We start from the raw sequence: 21,804 nt of genomic DNA on the forward strand, positions 1-21,804 counted from the left end.
CCCTGGAAGGACTCGTGGGGAAGGCAGGGCCATGGACAAGCCGGTCATCGTGACGGTGGACGACGACCCGGGCGTCTCGCGGGCGGTGGCCCGCGACCTGAGGCGCCGCTACGGCCAGCGCTACAGGATCGTCCGGGCCGAGGCCGCGGACCAGGGGCTGGAGGCCGTCAAGGAGATGCGGCTGCGCGGCGACGAGGTCGCCGCGATCCTCGCCGACTACCGCATGCCGCAGATGAACGGCGTGCAGTTCCTCGAGGCCGCGATGGACATGTACCCGTACGCGCGCCGGGTGCTGCTGACCGCCTACGCCGACACCGACGCCGCCATCCAGGCGATCAACGTCGTCGACCTCGACCACTACCTGCTCAAGCCGTGGGACCCGCCGGAGGAGAAGTTCTACCCGGTGATCGACGACCAGCTCGACGCCTGGCAGCGCACCGAGCGGACCGAGGCGGCGACGCTGCGGGTGGTGGGCGACCGCTGGTCGGCGCCGTCCTACCAGGTGCGCGACTTCCTGGCTCGCAACCACGTGCCGTACCAGTGGATGCTGGCCGAGGACCCCGAGGGCGCGCAGCTCGTCGCCGCCGTGGGCGAACAGTGCCACCTGCCGCTGGTGATCACCTCGGAGGGGGCGTCGCTGCAGGCTCCCGACCAGTCCACGCTCGCCTCCGCCGTGGGGCTGTCGACCACGCCGGCCACCGACTTCTACGACCTCATCGTGGTCGGCGGCGGCCCGGCCGGCCTCGGCGCGGCCGTCTACGGCGCCTCGGAGGGGCTCAACACGGTGCTGGTCGAGGCGCAGGCCTCCGGCGGGCAGGCGGGCCAGAGCTCCCGCATCGAGAACTACCTGGGCTTCCCCGACGGCGTCTCCGGCCAGCAGCTCGCCGACCGGGCGCGCAGGCAGGCCCTGAAGTTCGGCGCCGAGCTGCTGACCGCGCGCAAGGTCACCCATCTGGAGCCGCGCGGGCAGGCGCGGGTGGTGGGGTTCAAGGACGGCGGCGAGATCGCGGCGCACGCGGTGATCCTGGCGACCGGGGTCAGCTACCGCCGCCTGGACGCGCCCGGCCTGGACGACTTCGTCGGCCGGGGCGTCTACTACGGCGCCGCCCTGACCGAGGCGCCCGCCTGCCGCGACGCCGAGGTGTACATCGTCGGTGCGGCCAACTCGGCGGGCCAGGCGGCCGTCTACCTGGCGGGATTCGCGAGCAAGGTCCATCTGTTGGTGAGAGGTGACGGTCTGGAGAGATCCATGTCGCACTACCTCATCGAGCAGATCCACGCGATCCCCAACATCGAGGTGCACGTCCAGACCCGCGTCACGGCGGGCGCGGGCGACGGGCACCTGGAGCGGCTGACGCTGTCCACCAAGGGCGAGGAGCGCGCGGTCGACGCCCAGTGGCTGTTCGTGTTCATCGGCGCCGAGCCTTTCACCTCCTGGCTCGGCGACACCGTCGAGCGCGACCCCAAGGGGTTCGTGCTCACCGGCCCCGACCTCGTGCAGGGAGGCCGGCGGCCGCGCAACTGGCCGCTGCGCCGCGAGCCCTACTACCTGGAGACCAACGTGCCGGGCGTGTTCGCGGCGGGCGACGTGCGGGCGGAGTCGATCAAGCGGGTCGCCTCCGCCGTCGGCGAGGGCGCGATGGCCGTCGCGCTCGTCCACCGTTACCTGGAGAAGCAGTGAGCGTTCCGAGCGACCTCCCCATCGACATCGACGAGCTGCGCAAGCTGTTCCTGTTCGAGCGGCTGACCGACGAGCAGCTCACCAAGCTGGCCGGCAGCGGCGCCGTCCGCTCCTTCGACCAGGACGAGGACATCCTGCGGCAGGGCGAGCCGGCCGAGTGCTTCGCGGTGCTGATCGAGGGCGAGCTGCAGATGGTCCAGCAGACCGTCAGCGCCGGCACGGTGGCGATGCCGCGCACCTCCCAGCCCGGCGTGTACGGCGGCGCGACCGCCGCCTACCTCGGCGACCGCGCCCCGGCGACCTACCAGCACACGCTGCGGGCCACCGCGCCGTCCCGGGTGTTCATGCTGCCCGCCAAGAAGTTCGCGCACATCGTGGCCGAGTGGTTCCCGATGGCGATGCACCTGCTCGACGGCATCTGGTCGGGCGGGCGGATGCAGCGCGAGGTCATCGACCGGCGGCAGCGTCTCACCGCGCTCGGCACGATCACCGCCGGGCTCACCCACGAGCTGAACAACCCGGCCGCCGCCGCGGTCCGCGCGGTCGGCGAGCTGCGCGCGCTCATCCGGACGTCCCGCGTGGAGCTGGCCAGGCTCGCCGAGGACGGCATCCCGCCCGAGCGGCTGCGGGCGCTCATCGACATGCAGGAGAGCTGCACCGATGCGGTGGGCAAGCTGCCGCCGCGCAGCCCGCTGGAGATCTCCGACGCCGAGGACGAGCTGGCCGAGGCGCTCGAACAACTCGGCGTGGACGACGCCTGGGACCTGGCGCCGGCGCTGGTGCAGGCCGGGTTCGGCGGCGAGCACCTGGCCAAGGTCTGCGCGAAGGTGGGCGAGGAGCACGCCCCGGCGGCGCTGCGCTGGCTGTCGGAGGCGGTCGAGATCTCCCAGATGCTCGGCGAGGTGACCGAGGCGACCGAGCGCATCTCGTCGCTGATCCGCTCGGCCAAGCAGTACTCCCAGATGGACCGCGCGCCGTTCCAGATCTGCGACGTGCACGAGCTGCTCGACAGCACGCTCGCCATCTTCCGCGGCAAGATCCCGCCGGGGGTCTCCGTGGTCACCGACTACGACCGGACGCTGCCGCCGATCCCCGCCTACGGCGGCGAGCTCAACCAGGTGTGGACCAACCTCGTCCACAACGCGATCGACGCGATGGGCGAGGAGGGCACGCTGACCGTCCGCACCGCGCACGACGAGGACGAGGCGATCATCGAGATCGGCGACACCGGACCGGGCGTGCCCGACGCGATCAAGGACCGGATCTTCGAGCCGTTCTTCACCACCAAGAGCGTCGGCCAGGGCACGGGGCTGGGGCTCGACATCTCCTACCGGATCGTCGCCGGGCGGCACGGCGGCGAGATCAAGGTCCGCTCGGTGCCCGGCGACACCTGGTTCGAGGTACGCCTGCCGCTGCGCGAGCCGTCCCCCTCCGGGCCGGGCCCCGACGCCACGGCCTGACCCCGTCCCGCCGACCTGACGTGCCCGGACCGACCGGCCCGGGCCGACCGACTCAGCCCGCACGCACGCCTTTCCCGCGAACGACGTCCGCCAGGGAGGAACCCCCCGTGCCGATCGCCGACTGGACCCGTCAGGCCCTGCCCGCCATGCTCGACGACATCAGGACCCTCGTCGAGCTGGAGACCCACAGCTACGACACGGCCATGCTCGCCACCGGTCTCGACGCGCTGCGCGCCCTGGTGGCCGGGCGGCTCGGCCGGCCCGCCACCGAGGTGGTGCGCGACGGCGGCAGGCACGGCGACACCTGGGAGGTGACCTACCGGGGCACCGCCCCGGGCACCGTGCTCCTGCTGTGCCACTACGACACCGTCTGGCCCACCGGCACGCTGGCCGGGTGGCCGTTCCGTCTCGACGGGGAGACCGCGTCCGGGCCGGGGGTGTTCGACATGAAGACCGGGCTCGTGCAGGCGGTCTGGGCGGTGCGCGGGCTGCGCGAGCTGGGCCTGCCGCATCCCTCGGTCAGGATGCTGTTCAACGGCGACGAGGAGCTCGGCAGCCCGTTCTCGCGCCCGTACATCGAGGCGGCGAGCGACGGCGCGCTGGCCACGCTGGTCTTCGAGGCGTCGGCCGACGGCGGCAGGCTCAAGACGGCGCGCAAGGGCGTCGGCGTCTTCGACGTGACCGTCACCGGCGTCGAGGCGCACGCGGGGCTCGACCCCGAGGCGGGGGCGAGCGCGATCCATGCGATGGCCGAGGTGATCACGCGGATCGCCGCCTCGGGCGCGCCCGAACGCGGCACCACGGTCAACGTCGGCCTGGTCGACGGGGGCACCGGGCGCAACGTGGCCGCCGGGCGCGCGCGAGCCGGCGTGGACGTGCGCGTGGGCGATCCGGCGGAGGTGGCGCGCATGGACGCGGTGTTCGCGGGGCTGGCGGTCGCCGACCCGCGGGTCACGGTCGAGGTGTCCGGCGGCTGGAACCGGCCGCCCATGTCGCCCAACGCGGGGTCGCGGCGGCTGTTCGAGGCGGCGGTCGCGGTGGCTGCCCGGCTCGGCCTGCGGCTGGAGGAGGTCGCGGTCGGCGGCGCCAGCGACGGCAACTTCGTCTCGGCGCTGGGCCGTCCGGTGCTCGACGGGATGGGCGCGGTCGGCGGCGGCGCGCACGCCCGGCACGAGCACGTGCTGGTCGAGCACATCCCGGTGCGCACCGCGCTGACGATCGGCTTGGTCAGCGGGCTGGCGACGGGCACGGTCGACGGGCCGGCGACGGGGCCGGGAAGCGGGCCGGCGTAGGAGGCGGCGCGGGAAAGCCCCGTCCGGCGGGGCTCTCAACCGGGGACGGACCTGATACGCTCCCAAGCGAGCGCTTGGTTCACACCTGCGAAGGGCCGCCGCATGAAGTTCTCAACGTTCCACCTCTTCCACCGGTTCGACGGGCAGAGCTTCAAGGACGTCTACGACTACCACCTGCAGCTCATCGAGCTGGCCGAGGAGCTCGGTTTCGACGGTGTGCGCCTGGCCGAGCACCACTTCCGCGACTACGGCGTGGCGCCCAACCTCTTCACCGTGCTCGCGCACGCGGCCGCCCGGACCTCGCGCCTGCGTCTCGGCACCGGCATCGTCGTGCTGCCCCTGCACAACCCCGTCCACGTGGCCGAGGAGGCCGCCCAGGTCGACGTGCTGTCGGGCGGGCGGCTGGATCTGGGGATCGGGCGGGGCTACCAGAGCTTCGAGTTCGAGGGGTTCGGCATCGACCTGGCCGAGGCGCGCGACCGGTTCAACGAGGCGCTGGAGGTGATCCTCGGGCTGTGGACGCGGGACACCTTCGGGCACGAGGGCAAGTTCTACCGGACCGGCACCGAGGTGGCGCTCGCCCCGCGCCCGCTCCAGACGCCGCACCCGCCGCTGCACGTCGCCGCCGTGTCGCCGGAGACCGTCACCATGTACGCCGAACGCGGGCTGCCCATCCTGGCCGACCCGGCGGCGCCGTTCCGCAAGGTCGTCAAGGCGGCCGAGACGTGGCGGGAGACCGCCACCCGGGCCGGGCACTCCGCGCGGGCCGAGCTGGTCGTGGCGCGCAGCGTGTACGTGGCGCCGACGGCCGAGCAGGCCCGGCGCGACCAGGAGAGGTTCGAGGCGGCCTTCGACCGCTCGCGCATCTTCAACGAGCGCAGCGCGCCCATCGACCCGCGGACCGGCCGGGCCGCCGAGGGCTTCGAGTACTACCAGGACCGCTACCTGAAGGGCGGCAGCGTGTCGGCCGACTTCCGGTGGGAGCAGCTCGAGGTGATCGGTGACCCGGAGCGGGTGATCGAGCAGATCACGCTGCTGCGCGACGCCGGGTTCGCGAACCTGCTGTGCGACTTCGGCAGCACCCGGCCGATGCCGCTGGAGGAGATGAAGAAGGTCATGCGCTTCTTCGCCGCCGAGGTCATGCCCGCTTTCTCGTGATCCGTACGCCCGCCCCGGGCCGCGACCGCGTGGCCGGCCCGGCCGTCCACCCCCGCAGGAGGCGCGATGATCCACAGTCTGACCCTCTCCGACGTCCTCGCCGAGCACGCCCGCAGCCGTCCCCGGGAGACCGCGGCCGTGGACGGGGACGTCCGGCTCACCTACCCGGAGCTCGACACCCGCGTCAGCCGGCTGGCGGACGCCCTGTCGGCACTCGGGGTCGCGCCCGGCGAGCGGGTGCTGTGGCTGGGCCAGAACTCCCACGCCGTCCTGGAGCTGCTGCTGGCCTGCTCGCGGCTGGGGGCCGTGTTCTGCCCGGCCAACTGGCGGCAGTCGGCGGACGAGCTGCTGTTCGTGGTGGAGGACCTGACGCCGCGGGTCGTGGTCTGGGAGCCGTCGGAGGCGACCACGGCCGCGCGCAGGGCCGGGCCCGCGACGGCCGCCTGGGTGCGGGCGGGCGAGGAGTACGAGAGGCTGCTGGCGGGCGGGGTGGCGCGGGAGTTCGCGCAGGTGGCCGACACCGAGCCGGTGCTGGCGCTCTACACGGCGGCCTTCGGCGGGCGGCCGTCCGCCGCGCTGCTGAGCAGCGCCGCCCTGGTGGCCCACAGCACGTCCCTGCTGGTGGTGCGCCAGATGGAGCCCGGCTTCACCTTCCTCAGCAGCGGGCCGCTGTTCCACGTGGGGACGATGATGTTCTGCCTGGCCACGCTGCAGATCGGCGGGGTGAACGTCTTCACGCCCGCCTTCGACGCCGAGGAGGTCTGCCGGCTGGTCGACACCGAGCGGGTCACGCAGGCGTTCCTGTTCGGGCCGATGATCGACGCCATGCTGGCGGTGCGGCCGCGGGGCAAGTACGACCTGTCGTCGCTGCGGTTCGTCTCGCACTCCGAGGAATGGGACGAGCTGATCACCGTGGACGACTCGCCGTGGTGCCGGTCGAAGATGGGCGGCTACGGGCAGACCGAGGTGGGCGGGATGCTGACGTTCCTCGGCCTGTCTCCGGGGGCGTCGGGCTTCGCCGGGCGGCCGTCTCCGCTGGTGCAGGTGCGCATCCTCGGGCCCGGCGGGGCCGAGGTGCCGGTGGGTGAGGTGGGCGAGATCTGCGCCCGCGGCAAGTCCCTCTTTTCCGGATATTTCGCCCGGCCAGACCTTAATGCCGACAAGTTCGCGTACGGCTGGTACCACACCGGCGACCTCGGCCGTCGCGAGCCGGACGGCACGATCACCTTCATCGGCCCCCGACTTCGCATGATCAAGTCAGGCGCCGAGAACGTCTACCCGGCCGAGGTGGAGCGCGCGCTGCGCAGCCACCCGGCGGTCGCCGACGCCGCCGTGATCGGCGTGCCCGACGAGCGCTGGCATCAGGCGGTGAAGGCCGTGGTCGTCCTCGGAAGCGGCGCCGAGGCGACGGCCGAGGAGCTGATCGGCCACGTCAAGGGGCTGCTGGCCTCGTACAAGAAGCCCAGAGAGGTGGTGTTCGCGGACGCGATACCGAGGCGCGGCCCCGCCCCCGACTACGACGCCCTCGACCGCGCCCACGGCGGCGGCAACTACCCCGGCTCCTGACCGCCGGCCGCTACAGGATCGCGAGCGGGTTGATCGGGCTGCCGGTGCCTCCCTCGATCCTGAGCGGCGCCGCGACGAACACGAACTCCGCGCGTCCCGTCGCGCTCAACTCCTCCAGCCACAGCATCTCCATCAGGTGGATGCCGTGCCGGTGCAGCAGGACGAGGTGCAGGTCGTCGTCGAGGCCCTCGGCGGCGGCCTGGCGGGAGTCCAGCCCGCCGACGGCGGCGTTGTCGCAGGCCACGGCCGCCACGTCGCGGGCGGCGAGCCACCGGCCCGCCTCGGCCGACAGTCCCGGCTGCCCGGACCAGTACTCCTCGGGCGAGCGCCGCCAGACGGCGGGCCAGCCGGTGCGGATCACCGCGACGTCACCGGCGCGCAGGCCCGGCCCCAGCGCCTCCAGCTCGCCGGGGCCGACGCGGTGTCCGGCGGGCAGGTGGTCGACTCCGTGGTGGCGCGGCACGTCGAACAGCACCCCCCTGGCGACGACGCCGCCCACCTGCTCGATGCCGCACCTGGTGGCGCCGTAGGAGCGCACCCGGGCGGCGGGGTGGGCGTTGTAGAGCTCGTCACCGGACCACATGTGGCACAGCGCGTCCATGTGCGTGGTGGTGCCGTGGGGGGAGACGACCAGCGCGTCGTCGGCGACCCGCAGGCCCGCGCCGATCGGGCGCGCCCCGGCCGCGTAGTCGCCGCCGTCCACCGACATGAAGTGCTGCGGCAGCGGCCGGCCCCGCAGGTGCGGCACGGTCGCGGGAGCGGCCGAGGAGGTGGCGCCCCTGATCGGCAGGGCCAGGCTGAGCACCTGGCCCGTGGTGGCTGCGCCCAGCGCCCGCAGGACCACCTCGGGGGTGAGCAGGTTGAGGGTGCCGCGTTGGTCGTCTGGGCCGAACCGGCCCCAGTTGTTAGGCTCGGCAACCAAGTAAGCGCTTCCTTTCTCACGGTCCGGCAGTCAGGGAGGTCCGATGCACTGCGATCCCCGGTTCTCGCGCGTGCGCGAGGTGTTCGAGCGGCACTTCACCGACGGCGAGGAACTGGGGGCCGCGTTCGCGGTGTACCTGGACGGCGAGCTGGTGGTGGATCTGTGGGGCGGCGTGGCCGACCGGCACACCGGACGGCCGTGGCGGCGGGACACCCCCGCGTTCGCCTACTCCTGCACCAAGGCGATCACCGCGACGGTGCTCCTGCAGCTCGCCGAGCGGGGGCTGGTGGACGTGAGCGCGCCGGTGGCGGAGGTGTGGCCGGAGTTCGCGGCCGAGGGCAAGGCGGCGATCACCGTCGAGCACCTTCTCACGCACGAGGCGGGGCTGCCGGTGGTGGAGGATCCGGTGCCCGTCGAGGAGTTCGGCGACCACCCGGCCATCGCGGCGCGGCTGGCGCGGCAGCGGCCGCTGTGGGAGCCGGGGTCGGCGCACGGCTACCACGCGCTCACGTACGGGTTCCTGATCGGCGAGGTGGTGCGGCGGGTCACCGGCAAGTCGGTGGGCGAGCTGGTCGCGGCGGAGATCGCCGGGCCGCTGGGCCTGGACCTGTGGATCGGCGCGCCCGACGCGGTGATCTCCCGCGCCGCCCGCATCACGGCCGGTGACCGCCGCTCCCCCGCCGCCGGCGAGGACCAGGCCGTGACGGGCGACACCGGGGCGGACGCGACCGGCACGGACCGGGCCGAGACCCGCCGGAGCGGGCCTGAGGACGCGTTCGCGACCGGCACGGACCGGACCTGGACCGACCGGAGCGGGGCGGAGGACGCGTTCGCGACCGGCACGGACCGGACCGGGACCGACCGGAGCGGGGCGGAGGACGCGTTCGCGACCGGGACCGACCGGAGCGGGGCGGAGGACGCGTTCGCGCGGATGGCGCGCGACGCGCGCGATCCCCACAGCCTGATGAACCGGGCTCTCGGCAACCCCGGCATGCAGCGGCTCAAGGGGGGCGCCAACCATCCCGCGATCCTGCGCGCCGGCTGGCCGGGCGCCGGGGTCGTCACCACGGCCGCCGCCCTGGCCGGGTTCTACCGGTCGCTCCTCGCGGGCGACGTCCTGCGCCCGGAGACGCTGACCGGCGCCCTCCGCGCCCGCGTGTCGGGCCCGGACCGGGTGCTGCACGTGGACAGCTCGTTCGGGCTCGGGTACATGCGCCCCTCGATGACCTTCTTCGTCCCGTCGCGGACCGCGTTCGGCCACACGGGGCTGGGCGGCTTCCTCGGGCTGGGCGATCCCGGCCACGGCCTGGCCGTCGGCTACGTGACGAACCGGATGGCCGACGCCGCCTCGGGCGGCCTGCGCGCCTATCGCCTGACCGAGGCGGTCTACCGGTCGTTGTGAGCGCGGGAGTCGCACGGCGGTCATCGCGGTCAGTGCATGGTCACGCCGCCGCTGACCGACAGGGTCTGCCCCGTCATGTACGCGGCGCGTTCCGTGCACAGGTAGGCGACGAGTCCGGCCACGTCGGCGGGCGTGCCGAGGCGGCGCAGCGGGATGGTCCTGGCGATGCGCTCCACCAGGCCGGGCTCGGCGGCCGACACCCGGCGCAGCATCGGGGTGTCGGTCGGCCCGGGGCAGACGACGTTGGAGGTGACGTTCGCCCGGGCGGCCTCCCTGGCGAGGGTCTTGGCCAGCCCGAACAGCCCGGCCTTCGTCGCCGCGTACGCGCCCTCGCCGCCCGACCCGGCCCTGGCCCCGTCGGAGGAGACGAACACCAGCCGCCCCCACCTCCTGCGCATCATGCCGGGCAGGAGCAGCTTGGTCATCAGCATCGGGCCCCGCAGGTTGACCTGCCACATCAGGTCCCAGCCGGCGGGGTCGCTCTCGGTGAACGGCTCCACGACCGAGACCCCCGCGTTGTGCACGAGGACGTCCACGTCCTGCCCGGCGGCCACCTCCCGGCAGAATCGTTCGACGGACTCCGGCGAGGCGAGGTCGAGGGCCAGAGCGGCGCCGCCGGCCAGGCCGGCCGCGACCTTCTCCGCACCGCGCAGGTCCACGTCGGCGACCACCACGCGGGCGCCCAGGGCGGTCAGGTCGGCGGCGACGGCCGCGCCGATGGCGCCCGCCCCGCCGGTGACCACGGCCACCCGCCCGTCCAGCCGCATCCCGTCCATCACCGGCCCGCCTCCACCCTCCGACCGCGTCCCGTCGTCACCAGCCCGCCTCCACCCTCCGGCCGCGTCCCGTCGTCACCGGCCCGCCTCCGCCCTCCGGCCGCGTCCCGTCCATCACCGGCCCGCCTCCGCCTTCCGGCCGCGTCCCGTCGTCATCGATCCGCCTCCGCCTCCCACCGCTCCACGAGTCCGGCCGCCGTGGTGCGGGTGGCGAGCAGGCTGATCGTGTGGCGCAGCACGGACCGCGCGTACTCCTCCGGCACGCCCGCCACGGCGTCGGTGACCACGGTGACGCGGTAACCGAGGTTCACGGCCTCCAGGGCGAGGCCCGGGATGCCGAGGTTGAGCGAGACCCCCACGGCGACGACGGCCGAGACGCCCAGCGAGCGCAGCGTCATGTCGAGGGAGGTGCCCGTGAACGGCGAGAAGCCGTGCAGGCGTCTGCTCTCCAGGTCGCCGGGATGGCGCAGTTCGGGCAGCACCTCGACGGCCGGCGTGCCGTCGAGCATGTGGGCGGGGTCGTCGAGCAGCGAGACGATGAACGGGCAGTTGGCGGTGTGCGAGCCGGCCCGGTCGGCGCGGAAGGCCGCGGTGCAGTGGACGACGGGGATGCCCGCCGCGCGGGCCGCCTCCAGGACGGCGGCGGTGTTGGGGACCACGTCGCGCAGCCGGCAGGCGGTGACCAGGTCCGGGAACCTGGTGAGGTCGCCGACGACCCCTCGCTGCATCTCCATGACGAGCACGGCCGTCCGCTCCACCGGCGCACCCTCTCTTAGCGAGCGCTTGCTTGGTTACCTCGCAGCGTACACGGCCACCCGCCCGCTGACGACCGCCGGCAGGTCGAGGAGGAGCGCGACCGCCGACGGGGCCCTTCACCGGGGGCGTCGCGAGAGCAGCGCTCCCGCGGTCATCGCCGTCGCCCCGGCCAGGGCGGCGGTGGCGGCGACGAAGGCGGCCCCGGCGAAGCCGAAGGCGCTGGACAGCGCGGCGAAGGCAGAGGGGGCGACGGCGGCGCCGGTGTAGATGCCGACCTGGACGGTGTGGCCGGCGTTCTCGGCGGCCCGGTGGGCCACCAGCCGGAGCGTGGCGGCGAGCAGCAGCCCCGTCCAGCCCCATCCGGCCGAGAAGGCGAGCGCGGCGCCCAGCACGAAGGTCACCGGCGTGCCCATCGCGATGAGCGCGAGCCCGAGACCACCGGCCAGCATCATCGCGGTGATCACCGCGGGGTTGCGGCGCGGGGCGCGATCGGTCAGGGCCCCCGCGCAGAGCCGGACGGCGATGGCGAGCAGGGCGCTGAGCGACAGCAGGTTCCCGGTGACGGCGACAGGCAGCCCGGAGTGGGCGCCGAGTTGCACGAAGTACGTCGCCACCGCGTTGTTGCCGGTCGCCGACAGAGCGGCGGCCGAGGCCCACAGCACCAGCACGGCGCCGGTCCTGCCGGCGGGGGCGGATCCCCCGGCCCGCACCTGGGGCGGACCGGGCGGGACGCGGGCCAGCGGGGCGAGCGCCACCGGGATGAGCGCGGTCAGGCCGGCGATCACCATGGCCGGACGCCAGCCGCAGGCCGGGACGACGACGGCGACGAGCAGGCCGGGCACGAGAGTGGCCGCGCCCATCGCGGCGCCGACCGCACCGGCGGCCAGCGAACGCCGGCGCGCGGGGACGCGGGCGGCGATCAGCCGGCCCGCCGCCGGCTGGACGAGGCCGTTGCTCAGCCCGCCCGCCACCAGGGCGGCCGTCATGGCGGTGAGGTCGTCCACCCGGGCGACGGTGATCATGACGGCGCAGGCGGCCACCGCCGCGACGGCGAGCACCACGGGCGCGGGCAGGCGCGCCGCCACCCGCTTGGCGATGGGCGACCCCACCGCCGTGGCCGCGTAGAAGGCACTGATCGTCAACCCGACGGAGGTGCGGGAGACGTGCAGATCCGCCTCGATCGCCGGCGCGAGAGCGCCCACGGTGAAGCCCGGCATCACCGTGACCGTCGCTGTCAGCGCGGCCGCGGTGACGCCCGGCCAGTGCCCGGTGCGCGGTTCCACGGGAAGCCCGTGCGCGGTCATCGTCGGCACCGGCGGCTCAGACGTCCAGAGGGCGCCAGGCGGGGCCGGCGCCGTCCCGGCGGACCCGGCCGAACACCACGTCGGCGAAGTGGATCCCGAAACCGATCGTGCCGGGCTCTTCCAGGTCGGCGACCAGGCGGCGGCGGTGCTCGGCGGACCGGACGGCGTCGTGGTCGACGGCCGCGGACCATTCGGGGTGGTCGACCTGGATCGGCGAGTGGAGGGCGTCGCCGAAGGCGATCAGCCGCTGACCGCCGGAGGTGATGACGTACTCGGCGTGCCCGGGCGTGTGGCCGGCGGCGAGCCGGACCCGCACGCCGGGGAAGATCTCCTCGCCGTCCGCCACCGTACGGACCCGTGGCGCCAGCACGGCGGCCGCCTCGGCCATGCCGTGCGCCTCCAGCAGGTCGCGCCGGGCCCATTCCGGCTCGGTCACCAGGTAGTCGGCGTGGGCGAAAGCAGGCCGGTCACCGCCGGGGGCGGGATGCCAGGCCCAGCCGAGGTGGTCGGAGTGGAGGTGGGTGAAGGCCACGGCCTCGATCTCTTCCGGCCTGCGGCCGAGTCCGGCCAGGCTGTCCAGGAGCGCGCCGCCGTGGATGACGCCGCGCGGGGTGCCGGGGTCCGGCGGCAGCGTCTCCGGCCCGAACCCCGCGTCGATCAACAGTGCCCGGTCGCCGTTCTCCACCAGCAGGCCGCCGATGCTCGCCACCAGGCTGCCGGACGGGTCCAGGTACTGCGGGTGGGCGGCCCAGATCTCGTCGGTGGTGTCCGGGAGCCATCCGCGCGCCGGGAGCCGCACGGCCCCGTCCGGCACGAAGGACACCCTCATGCCGCCGAGGCGCAGCGAGCGGATCCCGGCCGGTCGCCGCAACCGTTCGTCCTGGTCGACCGCGATGTTCGCCATGGTCTTGTTCCCTTCAGCGTTCAGGTCGTCGCCCGGCCCGGACGGCGACGCAGCCACGATAAACATCAAGCTTTAACTATGCAAGCTCTAAATATTTCGACTTGATGGACTTGCTAGGATGGGAGGCATGACGACGTCCCCGGAGCCGCAGGCCATCGCCGAGCGAGAGCTGTGCGGCCTGGTGAACGGCCTGGCCCAGCAGATCGCCGATCACGTGCGCGAACGCGCCGTCACCTTGGGCCTGACCGCGGCGCAGGCGACCGCGCTCCGCGAGATGACGGGGCCGATGACCATGCGGGAGCTCGCCGAGCGCATGAGCTGCGAGCCGTCCAACGCCACATTCATCGTCGACAAGCTGGAGCGGCAGGGCCTGATCGAGCGACGCGCGCACCCCACCGACAGGCGCGCCAAGCACCTCGTCCTCACGGACGAGGGCGACGCGCTCCGCGAGCGGCTCCTCGACCTTCTCGTCCAGGACTCACCGCTGGCCGCCCTCACCGCCCAGCAGCAGCGCGTCCTCCAGGGCCTGCTCGAACAGGCACTCATCCGCCGGTGAGCCGACGCCGGCACTCCCGCCGGCCGCACGAACCCGCCTGCCCGGCCCGCCTGCCCGACCCGCCTGCCCGACCCGCCTGCCCGCCCCGCCGGGCAGGCCCGGCAGGCGTGGCACGGCCGGGACGTACGGTGATATTTCGGCAGACGTGACAACCGGCACCCCAGGTGAGACCGTCGAGTCCACGAGGAACGGCTCGATGGGGGTGGGACTTGGTCCCGGGGTACCACGAAGTTCGTCAGCTCGGCGCGGGGCGCACCGGCCGCGTGTTCCTCGCCACCTACGAGGCGACCGGCGCGTACGTGGCGATCAAGTACCTGAACGCCACGCTGCGCCGCGACGCCGGGTTCATGGAGCGCTTCCGGTCCGACGCCCGCGCGCTGGTCGAGATCGACGACCCGGCCGTGGTCAGGACGTACGAGTACGTGGAGACGCCCGACCGGGCGGCCGTGGTGACGGAGCTCGTCGACGGGGTGTCGCTGCGCACGCTGCTCGGCGAGCACGGGCGGACCAGCCCGGAGGCGGCCCTCGCCGTGCTCAAGAGCACGCTGCTGGCCCTGGCGGCGGCGCACGGCGCGGGGGTGCCGCACCGCGACGTCACGCCGGGCAACGTGCTGGTCCAGGCCGACGGCGCGGTCAAGCTCGGCGACTTCGGGGTCGTGGTGCACGCCGAGGAACCGGGGGTGCCGGCGGGCAGCCCGCCGTACATGTCGCCGGAGCTGTGGAGCGGAGGCGCGGCGGGACCGCAGGCCGACGTGTACGCGGCGGCGTGCCTGCTGTTCGAGGCGGTCATGGGGCGGCCACCGTACGCGGCGGGAGGCGTGGCGTCGCTGCGCGAGAGGCACCTGTCGGAGTCGGTGCCGCTGGAGGTGGTCCCCGACACGCTGCGCGACCTGCTGCGACGGGGCATGGCGAAGAACACCGACTTCAGGTACGCCTCCGCCGCGCAGTTCGCCGCCGAGCTGGAGGAGGACGCGGTCGCGGCGTACGGCCCGGCCTGGGAGCAGCGCGGCCGGCGGCACCTGGCGGAGCTGGCCACGGTGCTCGCGCTCCGGTTCCCGCTGGCCAGGAGCGAGCCGGCGGCCGCGGCAGGGGCGCGCGGGAGGCCGCCGAAACTGCCGCCGCACCTGTGGATCACCGGGGCGGCGGTCGCGGCGGTGCTGGCCGGCCTGCTGCTCGCCGGTGGCGGGTCGTCCGGGCCCGGCACGGTGCTGATGCCGCCGCCCACCTCGCCCGGCGGTGAGCCGGCCCCCGGCGACACGACGACGCCCGCCCGCCGCAGCCCGACCGGCTCCCGACCGGCCGCCACCGCGCACCGCACACCGCCGGGCGCCGAGCCGGACGGCCGGCCCGACACCGGGGTGGCGGTGCCCGACAGCCGGCCGGGCACCGCCACCCGGGGCCCGGCCGGCACGCCCCCGCCCGTGCGGCCCACCCCCTCCCCCGGCACTGCGGCGCCCGCGCCGTCGCGCAGCGCGGTCGCGCGGACGTCGGTGCGCTCGGCCGACATCGTGCGGTGGAGCGGTTCGGCGGGCGCGGTGCGGGTGGCCGCCGACGGCACCGGCCCGGTCCGATTACGGATCGCCTACACCCGGCGCGACGGCGACGGCCCGGCCCGCACGGTCGCCGAGGAGACGCGCACGCTCGCCGGTCGCGACGTCTACACCAGCACCGTGCTGCGCGACCTGGGGGACGTGCCGTGCGGCACCCGCGCGCACTTCGGGCTCGTCGTGCTGACCGAGCCCGTGGCGGGCAACGGCCCGCAGGTCAGCGAGGCGGCGGTGGACGGCGGCCCGTGCCCCTCCCCCTCCGTCCCACCCACCGCCTCCCCCACCCCTGACCCCGGCCGGGAGGGCGCCCTGCCGGCCACGGAGACCGGGTCGCCACCGGGAGATCCGGCGGGAGACCCACCGGGCGATCCGGACGGCGGCGGGAGCGGGTGACGGCCCTCCCGGCGACGGCGCACCGGACGCGGGCCGCGCAGGTGACCGCCCTCCCGGCGGCGGCACGACGGTCCAGGACGCGCAGGTGACCGCCCTCCCGGCGGCGGCAGGCCGGACGCGGGGCGGGGTGGAGCGGCGGGGTCTTGTCCACTAACCAAGCGTGCGCTAGCTTGGCAGGCGATGACCGGTGACACCTCCGCCTACTGGGCGGCCTGCAGGCGCGGCGAGCTCGTCGTCCAGCGCTGTACGGCCTGCGCCCGGCGCGTCCACCTGCCCGAGGCCGACTGCCCCTGGTGCGGAGGCGGCCCGCTGGTCTTCGAGCCGGTGTCGGGCGAGGGCGAGGTGCACACGTTCACCGTGGTGCACCGGTCGTTCGCGCCGGGCTACCAGGGCCGCGAGCCGTACGTGCTGGCCTGGGTGGACCTGCCGGAAGGGGCCCGCGCCTTCGGCCAGGTCGTGGGATGCGCGCCGGAGGAGGTCCGCGTCGGGCTGCCGGTGCGGGTGACGTTCGTGGACGACCTACCGCATTGGAGGCCCCGGTGAGCGTGCTCGGCAAGGTGGGCAACGTGCTCATCCCCGTCGCCGACCTGGACCAGGCGATCGCCTTCTACGGGCTGCCGGTCAAGTTCCGCGACGGCGACCGGTTCGCCGCGCTGGACGGGGGCGATGTCACGGTGGCGCTGGCCGGGCCGGCCGAGCACGTCACCGACTCCGCGGCGCCCTCCTACCGGGTGGCCGACGTGGCGGCGGCCGTACGGGAACTGTCGGCGCGGGGCGGCGAGGTGGTGCGCGCGCCCGAGGACGGGCCGCACGAGACGCGGGCCGTGCTGCGCGACCCCTCAGGAAACGTGTTCGTGCTCTATTCGCCCCGCTGACCGGGAGACTCCCATGGCGCGATCCCCCTATGGCAACTACGGCCACGCCATCCTGACCGCGGGCGCGCTGCGCTCCCCCGACCAGGTGGCGCTCACCTACTGCGGCGAGCGCGGCTTCACCTACGACGAGCTCAACCGGATCGTCAACCGGCGCGCCCACGCCCTGCTGGGCGCCGGGATCACCCCCGGGCAGCGGGTCGCCGCGCTGCTCGACGAGACGCTGCACGTGGCCGAGGTCTACCTGGCGCAGGCCAAGATCGGCGCGGTCACCGCCGCCCTGAACCCCTACTGGCCGGCCGGGACGCTGCGCGACGTCGTGGCCCACTCCGGGTGCACGGCCTTCGTGTACGACGCGACGACCGAGCGGGCGGTCACCGAGATCAGGCCGTCGCTGCCCCAGGTCACCGCCTGGATCAAGGTCGGCGGCCCCGGCGCGGACGCGGTCGACCTGGACGCGCTGGCCGCGGCCGCTCCCGAGGGGGAGCCGCCGCTCGCCGGCGGCCACGACGACCCGCTGGCCCTCTACTACACCTCGGGCACGACCGGGCTGCCGAAGGCCGTGGTGCACACGCACGCCTCCTCTCTGGCCACCGCGCAGATCTGGCTGGACGTGCCCCGCGGCCCGGACGCGGTGTTCGGCACCGGCGCGATCATCTGGGGCATCGGCTTCCCGGCCATCGTCGGGCCCGCCCTGTACGCCGGGATGCGCCTGGTGCTGGAGCAGGACTGGGGCCCGGCCAACTTCCTGCGGGTGGTGCCGCGCGAGCGGGTCACCCACGTCTCGCAGATCCCGTCGTTCTACGCGGCGCTGCTCGCCTCCGCCGACCACGCCGACGCGGACCTGTCGTCCCTGCGCGTGATCATGCTGGGCGGGGAGCCGCTGACCGCCACCATGCTCGACCGCATCAGGCGACGCCTTCCCGGCGCCGCCGTCTACTCCTACTACGGCCAGACCGAGGCGCCCTACACCTGCATGGGCCGGGTGGACGACGGTTCCACCCCGCTCGGCTCGTCGGGCCGGGCCCGCACCGGCAACGCGGTCCGGGTGACCGGGCCGTCCGGCGAGCGGGTGGTGGACGAGACGGGCGAGATCAACCTGGCCGGTCCGCACGTGATGGCCGGTTACGACGGCCTGCCCGAGCGGACGGCCGAGGTGCTGCGCGACGGCTGGTACGTGGGCGGCGACCTCGGCGCCGTCTCGGCCGACGGGGTGCTTCGGGTCCTCGGCCGGCGGGAGGACGCCATACTCAAGGGCGGCGTCTGGAGTCAGCCCGTCGCCGTCGAGGAGGCCGCGGCGGCGCTCGACGGGGTCGCCGAGGCCGGCGCGACCGGCGTCCCGGCGCACGCCGAAGGCCGGGAGGCGGCCGAGCAGCGGATCCTGCTGGCCGTGGTGCCGCGCGCCGGGCACACCCTCGATCCGTCCAAGCTGGCGCTCGCGCTGGCCGACGCGCTGCCGCCGCACCAGCGGCCCGACCACATCGTGGTGGCCGACGCGCTGCCGCACTCCCAGGACGCCTCCGGCGGGCCCGGCAAGCTGCTGCGCCGCGAGCTGCCCCGGCTGCTGGAGAGCTGAGTGTTCGAGTACCAGGCCAAGGAACTGCTGCGCCGGGCCGGGGTGACGGTGCCGCGCGGCGTCGTGGTCGCCGGGGACCCCACCCCGGCCGATGTCGCGGGGCTGGACGAGCCGCTGGTGCTCAAGGCCTTCGGGGCCGGGTTGGTGCACAAGTCGGACGCGGGGGCGGTGGAGCTGGGCCTGCGGCGCTCGCAGGTGGCGGAGGCGGCCTCCCGGATGCGGGCCGCGCTGGCGGGGCGCGGCGTCACCGCGGCGGGCTTCCTCGTCGAGGAGCAGGCGGCGGCAGGGGTCGAGCTGATCGTCGGTGTGGTCCGCGACCCGGCGTTCGGGCCGGTGCTGCTGGCCGGTCTGGGCGGCGTGTGGGCCGAGGCGTTGCGCGACACCGCGGTACGCCTGTGCCCGATCTCGGAGGCGGACGCGCGCGCGATGCCGGCGGCCCTGCGCGGCGCGGCGCTGCTGCGGGGGTACCGCGGGCGGCCCGGCGTGGACGTGGACGCGGTCGTCAAGCTCCTCATGACCGTCGGCGGGCCCGGAGGGCTGTGGGAGCGGCTGGAGCTGGGCGAGTTCGAGATCAACCCGGTCATCGCCGCGCCGTCCGGCGTGGTGGCGGTGGACGCCCGCTACCTCCCGGCCGCCGACGGCGCCACCGCGTCGGACGCCCCGGCCACCCCGGAGCCTCCCACCGCGTCGGACGCCCCGGCCACTCCCGAGCCTCCCGCCGGGAGCGGCGCCGACTTCAGCGCGTTGTTCGAGCCGCGGGCCGTGGCCGTCGTGGGGGCCTCCACCACCCGGCCGAACTTCGGCAACATGTTCCTCGACTTCTACCGGGCAGCCGGGATGCCGGTCGTGGCCGTGCATCCCGAGGCGGACGAGGTCAGCGGGGTGCCCGCCGTGCGCTCACTGGCCGAGGCCGCCGGGGTGGACTACGCGCTCGTCGCGGTCCCCGCCGAGCGGTGCGCCGGCGTCGTGCGGCAGGCGACCGGCATTCCGTACACACAGGTCATGAGCGGGGGCTTCGGCGAGGCGGGGCGGCCGGAGCTGGAGGCGGAGCTGCTGGCCGCCGCGCGGGCGGCCGGGACCAGACTGCTCGGCCCCAACTGCATGGGCGTGTACTGCCCCCGCGGCCGGCAGACCTTCACCGGCGGCGGGCTCGGGCCGCCCGGCACGATCGCGCTCGTCTCGCAGAGCGGCGGGCTGGCCGGGGAGGTCGTCAAGGTCGGCGAGCGGCGCGGGCTGGCCTTCAGCCGGGTCGCCACGGTCGGCAACGCCGCCGACGTCACCCCCGCCGAGCTGCTGCGCTGGCTGTCGCACGATGGCGAGACCCGTGCCGTCGGGCTCTACCTGGAGGACCCGCGCGACGGTCGGGCGCTGTACGAGGCGCTGGCCGCGACCACCCTGCCCGTCGTGCTGCTGGTCGGCGGGCGCAGCGCGCAGGGGCGGCGGGCGGCCGCCTCCCACACCGGCGGCCTGGTGTCCGACGGGCGGATCTGGCGGGCGCTGGCCGAGCAGACCGGCGCGACGCTGGTGACGAGCCAGGACGACCTGATCGGCGTGCTCGCCTTCTTCCAGGCGCACGGCTCCCGGGCGGTGACCGGCGAGGGTGTGCTGGTCGTCGGGCCGAGCGGCGGGGCGAGCGTGCTGGCCGCCGACGCCTTCGACCGGGCCGGGGCGGGGCTCGACCCGCTGCCGGGCGAGGTGCTCGGCGAGCTGCGGGAGCTGGGTCTGGGCGCGGGCAGCACCCTGGCCAATCCCCTGGAGGTGCCCGTCGGCCCGCGCGGCCGGCCTGAGCTGGTGCCGCGTGTGCTGGCGGCCGTCACGCGGCACCGGCCGTACCGGGACGTGGTCGCGCACGTGAACGTGCAGAGCTTCTTCACCTACGGCACGGCGGCCGAGCCGCTGCTCGGCTACGCCCGCGCGCTCGCGGGGGCGCAGCACGACCTGCCCGGCACCAGGATCACCCTGGTCACCCGGAACGCCGAGTGCGCGCCGGCGGGCGTCGAGGACGAGGTCAGGGCCATCGCGGCGGCGGCCGGGATGCCCGTCTACCGATCCATGGAGGCGGCGGCGGTGGCCGTCGCGGCAGGAGGCCGGCATGGGACTGCTTGATGGCAAGGTGGCGCTGGTCACCGGCGGGGCGCGCGGCATGGGCGAGGCGCACGTGCGGCTGTTCCTGCGGGAGGGGGCGGCCGTGGTGTTCGGCGACGTGCTGGACGAGGAGGGCAAGGCGCTGGCCGAGGAGACGGGGGCGACGTACGTCCATCACGACGTGACGAGCCCGGCGCAGTGGCGGCAGGCCGTCGAGACGGCCGTCAAGGCCCACGGCAAGTTGGACGTCCTGGTCAACAACGCCGGGATCCTGAAATTTCGGCGGATCGCCGAAATGGAGCCCGAGGACTTCGACCGGGTGATCGAGGTGAACCTGAAGGGCACCTGGCTCGGCGTCAAGAGCGTGATCGAGCCGATGAAGGCCGCCGGACAGGGCTCGATCGTGAACATCTCCTCGATCGAGGGCTACGTCGGCGCCGAGGGGCTGTCGGCGTACGCGGCGTCGAAGTTCGGGGTGCGTGGCGTCACCAAGGCGGCGGCCCGGGAGCTCGCCCGGTTCGGCATCCGGGTCAACTCGGTGCATCCGGGTGCGATCGACACCGCCATGGTCGCCGACCCCGACCTGGCGGGCGAGGTGGACGCCGAGGCGTTCGTGAAGTTCATGGTGATCAAGCGGTTCGCCGAGCCGGTGGAGGTGTCGCACGTGGTCGCGTTCCTGGCCTCGGACCGGTCGAGCTACTGCACGGGCAGCGAGTTCACCGTGGACGGCGGCCTGCTGACCGGCGCCGGCTACTGACCGGCGGGCCCGCGCTGCAGCCAGCCCGCCGGGGTGACGAACAGGCCCGTCGCCTCGGCCAGGGGCGTGCCGTCCGGCAGGGCGATGCGGCCGTCGGCCCACGACTTGCGCCCTTCGGAGCGCGTGTGCTCGGCCGTGGCGACCAGCGGCGTGCCGTACGGGACGGGCGCGCGGTAGCGCACGGTCAGCGTGCCGGTCATCCCGGCGAGGCCGGCGGCGGCCACCGCCTGGCCGAGCAGGTGGTCGAGGATCATCGCGCTGATCCCGCCGTGGACCGCCCCGGGCGGCCCCTCGTGCAGCGGGCGGAAGACCAGCTCGGCGCGGACGCCGCCGCCCGGCGCCCGCTCGACGGCGAGCGGCAGCGCGTGCGGGTTGGCGGCGCCGGTGACGGCGTTGCCGAGGTGGCGCAGCGTGCCGTCCGGTGCGACCTCGAACGGCTGCGGCGTGGTGCGCGCGGCGGCGCGCAACCGTCCGGTGAGCGCCGACAGCTCACCGGTGACCGCGGTGAGCTCCTCCTCGCCCACGTCGGTCAGCGCGACCGCGTCCATCAGTTCCCGGACCTGCCGGGCCAGGACGCACAGGGCGTCGAGGCGGGGTTCGCCGGCGGTGACCTCGATCGTCATGCCAGGCATCTTAGAACACGTTCTACCGTAACGGCTTTGTCACTCCGGGGCCACACCCTAGATCTTTTTGCTATAAGCACAACTTTCTTGGGACATTTCTGGCAGGCTCTTGACCTGCAGCTTCCCCCTCCAAGGGCGCACGACACCCCCTTGGTCAGTGCTTGACCTGCCTTT

Annotated in this window: 19 protein-coding genes; 13 read left to right on the forward strand and 6 right to left on the reverse strand. The window is 74.6% G+C overall.

What is annotated here, in order from left to right; translation table 11 throughout:
- Positions 1–31: 31 nt before the first annotated feature.
- The 5 genes from CXR44_RS26660 (at position 32) to CXR44_RS26680 (ending at position 7,157) form a co-directional block, all read left to right on the forward strand.
- On the forward strand, positions 32–1,681 hold the full coding sequence (locus CXR44_RS26660) for an NAD(P)/FAD-dependent oxidoreductase (RefSeq protein ID WP_101788851.1): 1,650 nt from the start codon (positions 32–34) through the stop codon (positions 1,679–1,681).
- A complete protein-coding gene (locus CXR44_RS26665; protein WP_180903712.1) occupies positions 1,678–3,141 on the forward strand; it encodes an ATP-binding protein in 1,464 nt (487 codons plus the stop codon). Before CXR44_RS26660 ends, CXR44_RS26665 begins: the two co-directional genes overlap by 4 nt.
- 146 nt (positions 3,142–3,287) lie before the next feature.
- Positions 3,288–4,433 carry a M20 family metallopeptidase gene (locus CXR44_RS26670; protein ID WP_101788945.1) on the forward strand — a complete coding sequence of 382 codons (1,146 nt, stop codon included), beginning with the start codon at positions 3,288–3,290 and terminating at the stop codon, positions 4,431–4,433.
- A gap of 102 nt (positions 4,434–4,535) precedes the next feature.
- Positions 4,536–5,591 carry an LLM class flavin-dependent oxidoreductase gene (locus tag CXR44_RS26675; RefSeq protein WP_101788852.1) on the forward strand — a complete coding sequence of 352 codons (1,056 nt, stop codon included), beginning with the start codon at positions 4,536–4,538 and terminating at the stop codon, positions 5,589–5,591.
- A 66-nt stretch (positions 5,592–5,657) separates the two neighbouring features.
- Positions 5,658–7,157, forward strand: coding sequence for an AMP-binding protein (locus CXR44_RS26680; protein ID WP_101788853.1), 1,500 nt, complete (start codon positions 5,658–5,660; stop codon positions 7,155–7,157).
- A 10-nt stretch (positions 7,158–7,167) separates the two neighbouring features.
- On the opposite strand, the gene CXR44_RS26685 is transcribed toward CXR44_RS26680, so the two are convergent.
- The gene (locus CXR44_RS26685) at positions 7,168–8,079 is read right to left on the reverse strand and encodes a cyclase family protein (RefSeq protein ID WP_101788854.1); all 912 of its coding nucleotides are present in this window, start codon (positions 8,077–8,079) and stop codon (positions 7,168–7,170) included.
- 43 nt (positions 8,080–8,122) lie between these two features.
- On the opposite strand from CXR44_RS26685, the gene CXR44_RS26690 reads away from it, so the two are divergent.
- Positions 8,123–9,481, forward strand: coding sequence for a serine hydrolase domain-containing protein (locus tag CXR44_RS26690; protein WP_101788855.1), 1,359 nt, complete (start codon positions 8,123–8,125; stop codon positions 9,479–9,481).
- A 29-nt stretch (positions 9,482–9,510) separates the two neighbouring features.
- Here CXR44_RS26690 and CXR44_RS26695 read toward each other — a convergent pair whose 3' ends face one another.
- The 4 genes from CXR44_RS26695 to CXR44_RS26710 all read right to left on the reverse strand — a co-directional run bounded on the left by CXR44_RS26695 (position 9,511) and on the right by CXR44_RS26710 (position 13,221).
- Complete coding sequence (locus tag CXR44_RS26695) at positions 9,511–10,257, reverse strand: SDR family NAD(P)-dependent oxidoreductase (protein ID WP_101788856.1); 747 nt, start codon at positions 10,255–10,257, stop codon at positions 9,511–9,513.
- A 152-nt stretch (positions 10,258–10,409) separates the two neighbouring features.
- Positions 10,410–11,015 (reverse strand): cysteine hydrolase family protein, encoded by a 606-nt coding sequence (locus CXR44_RS26700; protein ID WP_245899421.1) that lies wholly within the window; start codon positions 11,013–11,015, stop codon positions 10,410–10,412.
- 114 nt (positions 11,016–11,129) lie between these two features.
- On the reverse strand, positions 11,130–12,317 hold the full coding sequence (locus CXR44_RS26705) for an MFS transporter (RefSeq protein ID WP_144070087.1): 1,188 nt from the start codon (positions 12,315–12,317) through the stop codon (positions 11,130–11,132).
- A 16-nt stretch (positions 12,318–12,333) separates the two neighbouring features.
- On the reverse strand, positions 12,334–13,221 hold the full coding sequence (locus CXR44_RS26710) for an MBL fold metallo-hydrolase (protein ID WP_101788947.1): 888 nt from the start codon (positions 13,219–13,221) through the stop codon (positions 12,334–12,336).
- 127 nt (positions 13,222–13,348) lie between these two features.
- On the opposite strand from CXR44_RS26710, the gene CXR44_RS26715 reads away from it, so the two are divergent.
- The 7 genes from CXR44_RS26715 to CXR44_RS26745 all read left to right on the forward strand — a co-directional run bounded on the left by CXR44_RS26715 (position 13,349) and on the right by CXR44_RS26745 (position 21,007).
- Positions 13,349–13,777, forward strand: a complete 429-nt coding sequence (locus tag CXR44_RS26715; RefSeq protein ID WP_101788858.1) for a MarR family winged helix-turn-helix transcriptional regulator — start codon at positions 13,349–13,351, stop codon at positions 13,775–13,777.
- 209 nt (positions 13,778–13,986) lie between these two features.
- Positions 13,987–15,717, forward strand: coding sequence for a serine/threonine-protein kinase (locus CXR44_RS26720; protein WP_180903713.1), 1,731 nt, complete (start codon positions 13,987–13,989; stop codon positions 15,715–15,717).
- 180 nt (positions 15,718–15,897) lie between these two features.
- Positions 15,898–16,260 (forward strand): Zn-ribbon domain-containing OB-fold protein, encoded by a 363-nt coding sequence (locus tag CXR44_RS26725; protein WP_101788948.1) that lies wholly within the window; start codon positions 15,898–15,900, stop codon positions 16,258–16,260.
- Complete coding sequence (locus CXR44_RS26730; protein ID WP_245899422.1) at positions 16,257–16,592, forward strand: VOC family protein; 336 nt, start codon at positions 16,257–16,259, stop codon at positions 16,590–16,592. The genes CXR44_RS26725 and CXR44_RS26730 overlap by 4 nt, the downstream gene beginning before the upstream one ends.
- A gap of 13 nt (positions 16,593–16,605) precedes the next feature.
- A complete protein-coding gene (locus CXR44_RS26735; RefSeq protein WP_101788861.1) occupies positions 16,606–18,165 on the forward strand; it encodes a class I adenylate-forming enzyme family protein in 1,560 nt (519 codons plus the stop codon).
- Entirely contained in the window at positions 18,166–20,271 is a 2,106-nt protein-coding gene (locus tag CXR44_RS26740; protein WP_101788862.1) for an acetate--CoA ligase family protein, read from the forward strand.
- Positions 20,258–21,007, forward strand: a complete 750-nt coding sequence (locus CXR44_RS26745; protein ID WP_101788863.1) for a glucose 1-dehydrogenase — start codon at positions 20,258–20,260, stop codon at positions 21,005–21,007. Before CXR44_RS26740 ends, CXR44_RS26745 begins: the two co-directional genes overlap by 14 nt.
- Here CXR44_RS26745 and CXR44_RS26750 read toward each other — a convergent pair.
- The gene (locus tag CXR44_RS26750) at positions 21,001–21,630 is read right to left on the reverse strand and encodes a PaaI family thioesterase (protein WP_219601999.1); all 630 of its coding nucleotides are present in this window, start codon (positions 21,628–21,630) and stop codon (positions 21,001–21,003) included. The genes CXR44_RS26745 and CXR44_RS26750 overlap by 7 nt on opposite strands.
- Positions 21,631–21,804: the final 174 nt, after the last annotated feature.

Source organism: Nonomuraea indica (assembly GCF_002850745.1).
Lineage (GTDB): Bacteria > Actinomycetota > Actinomycetes > Streptosporangiales > Streptosporangiaceae > Nonomuraea > Nonomuraea indica.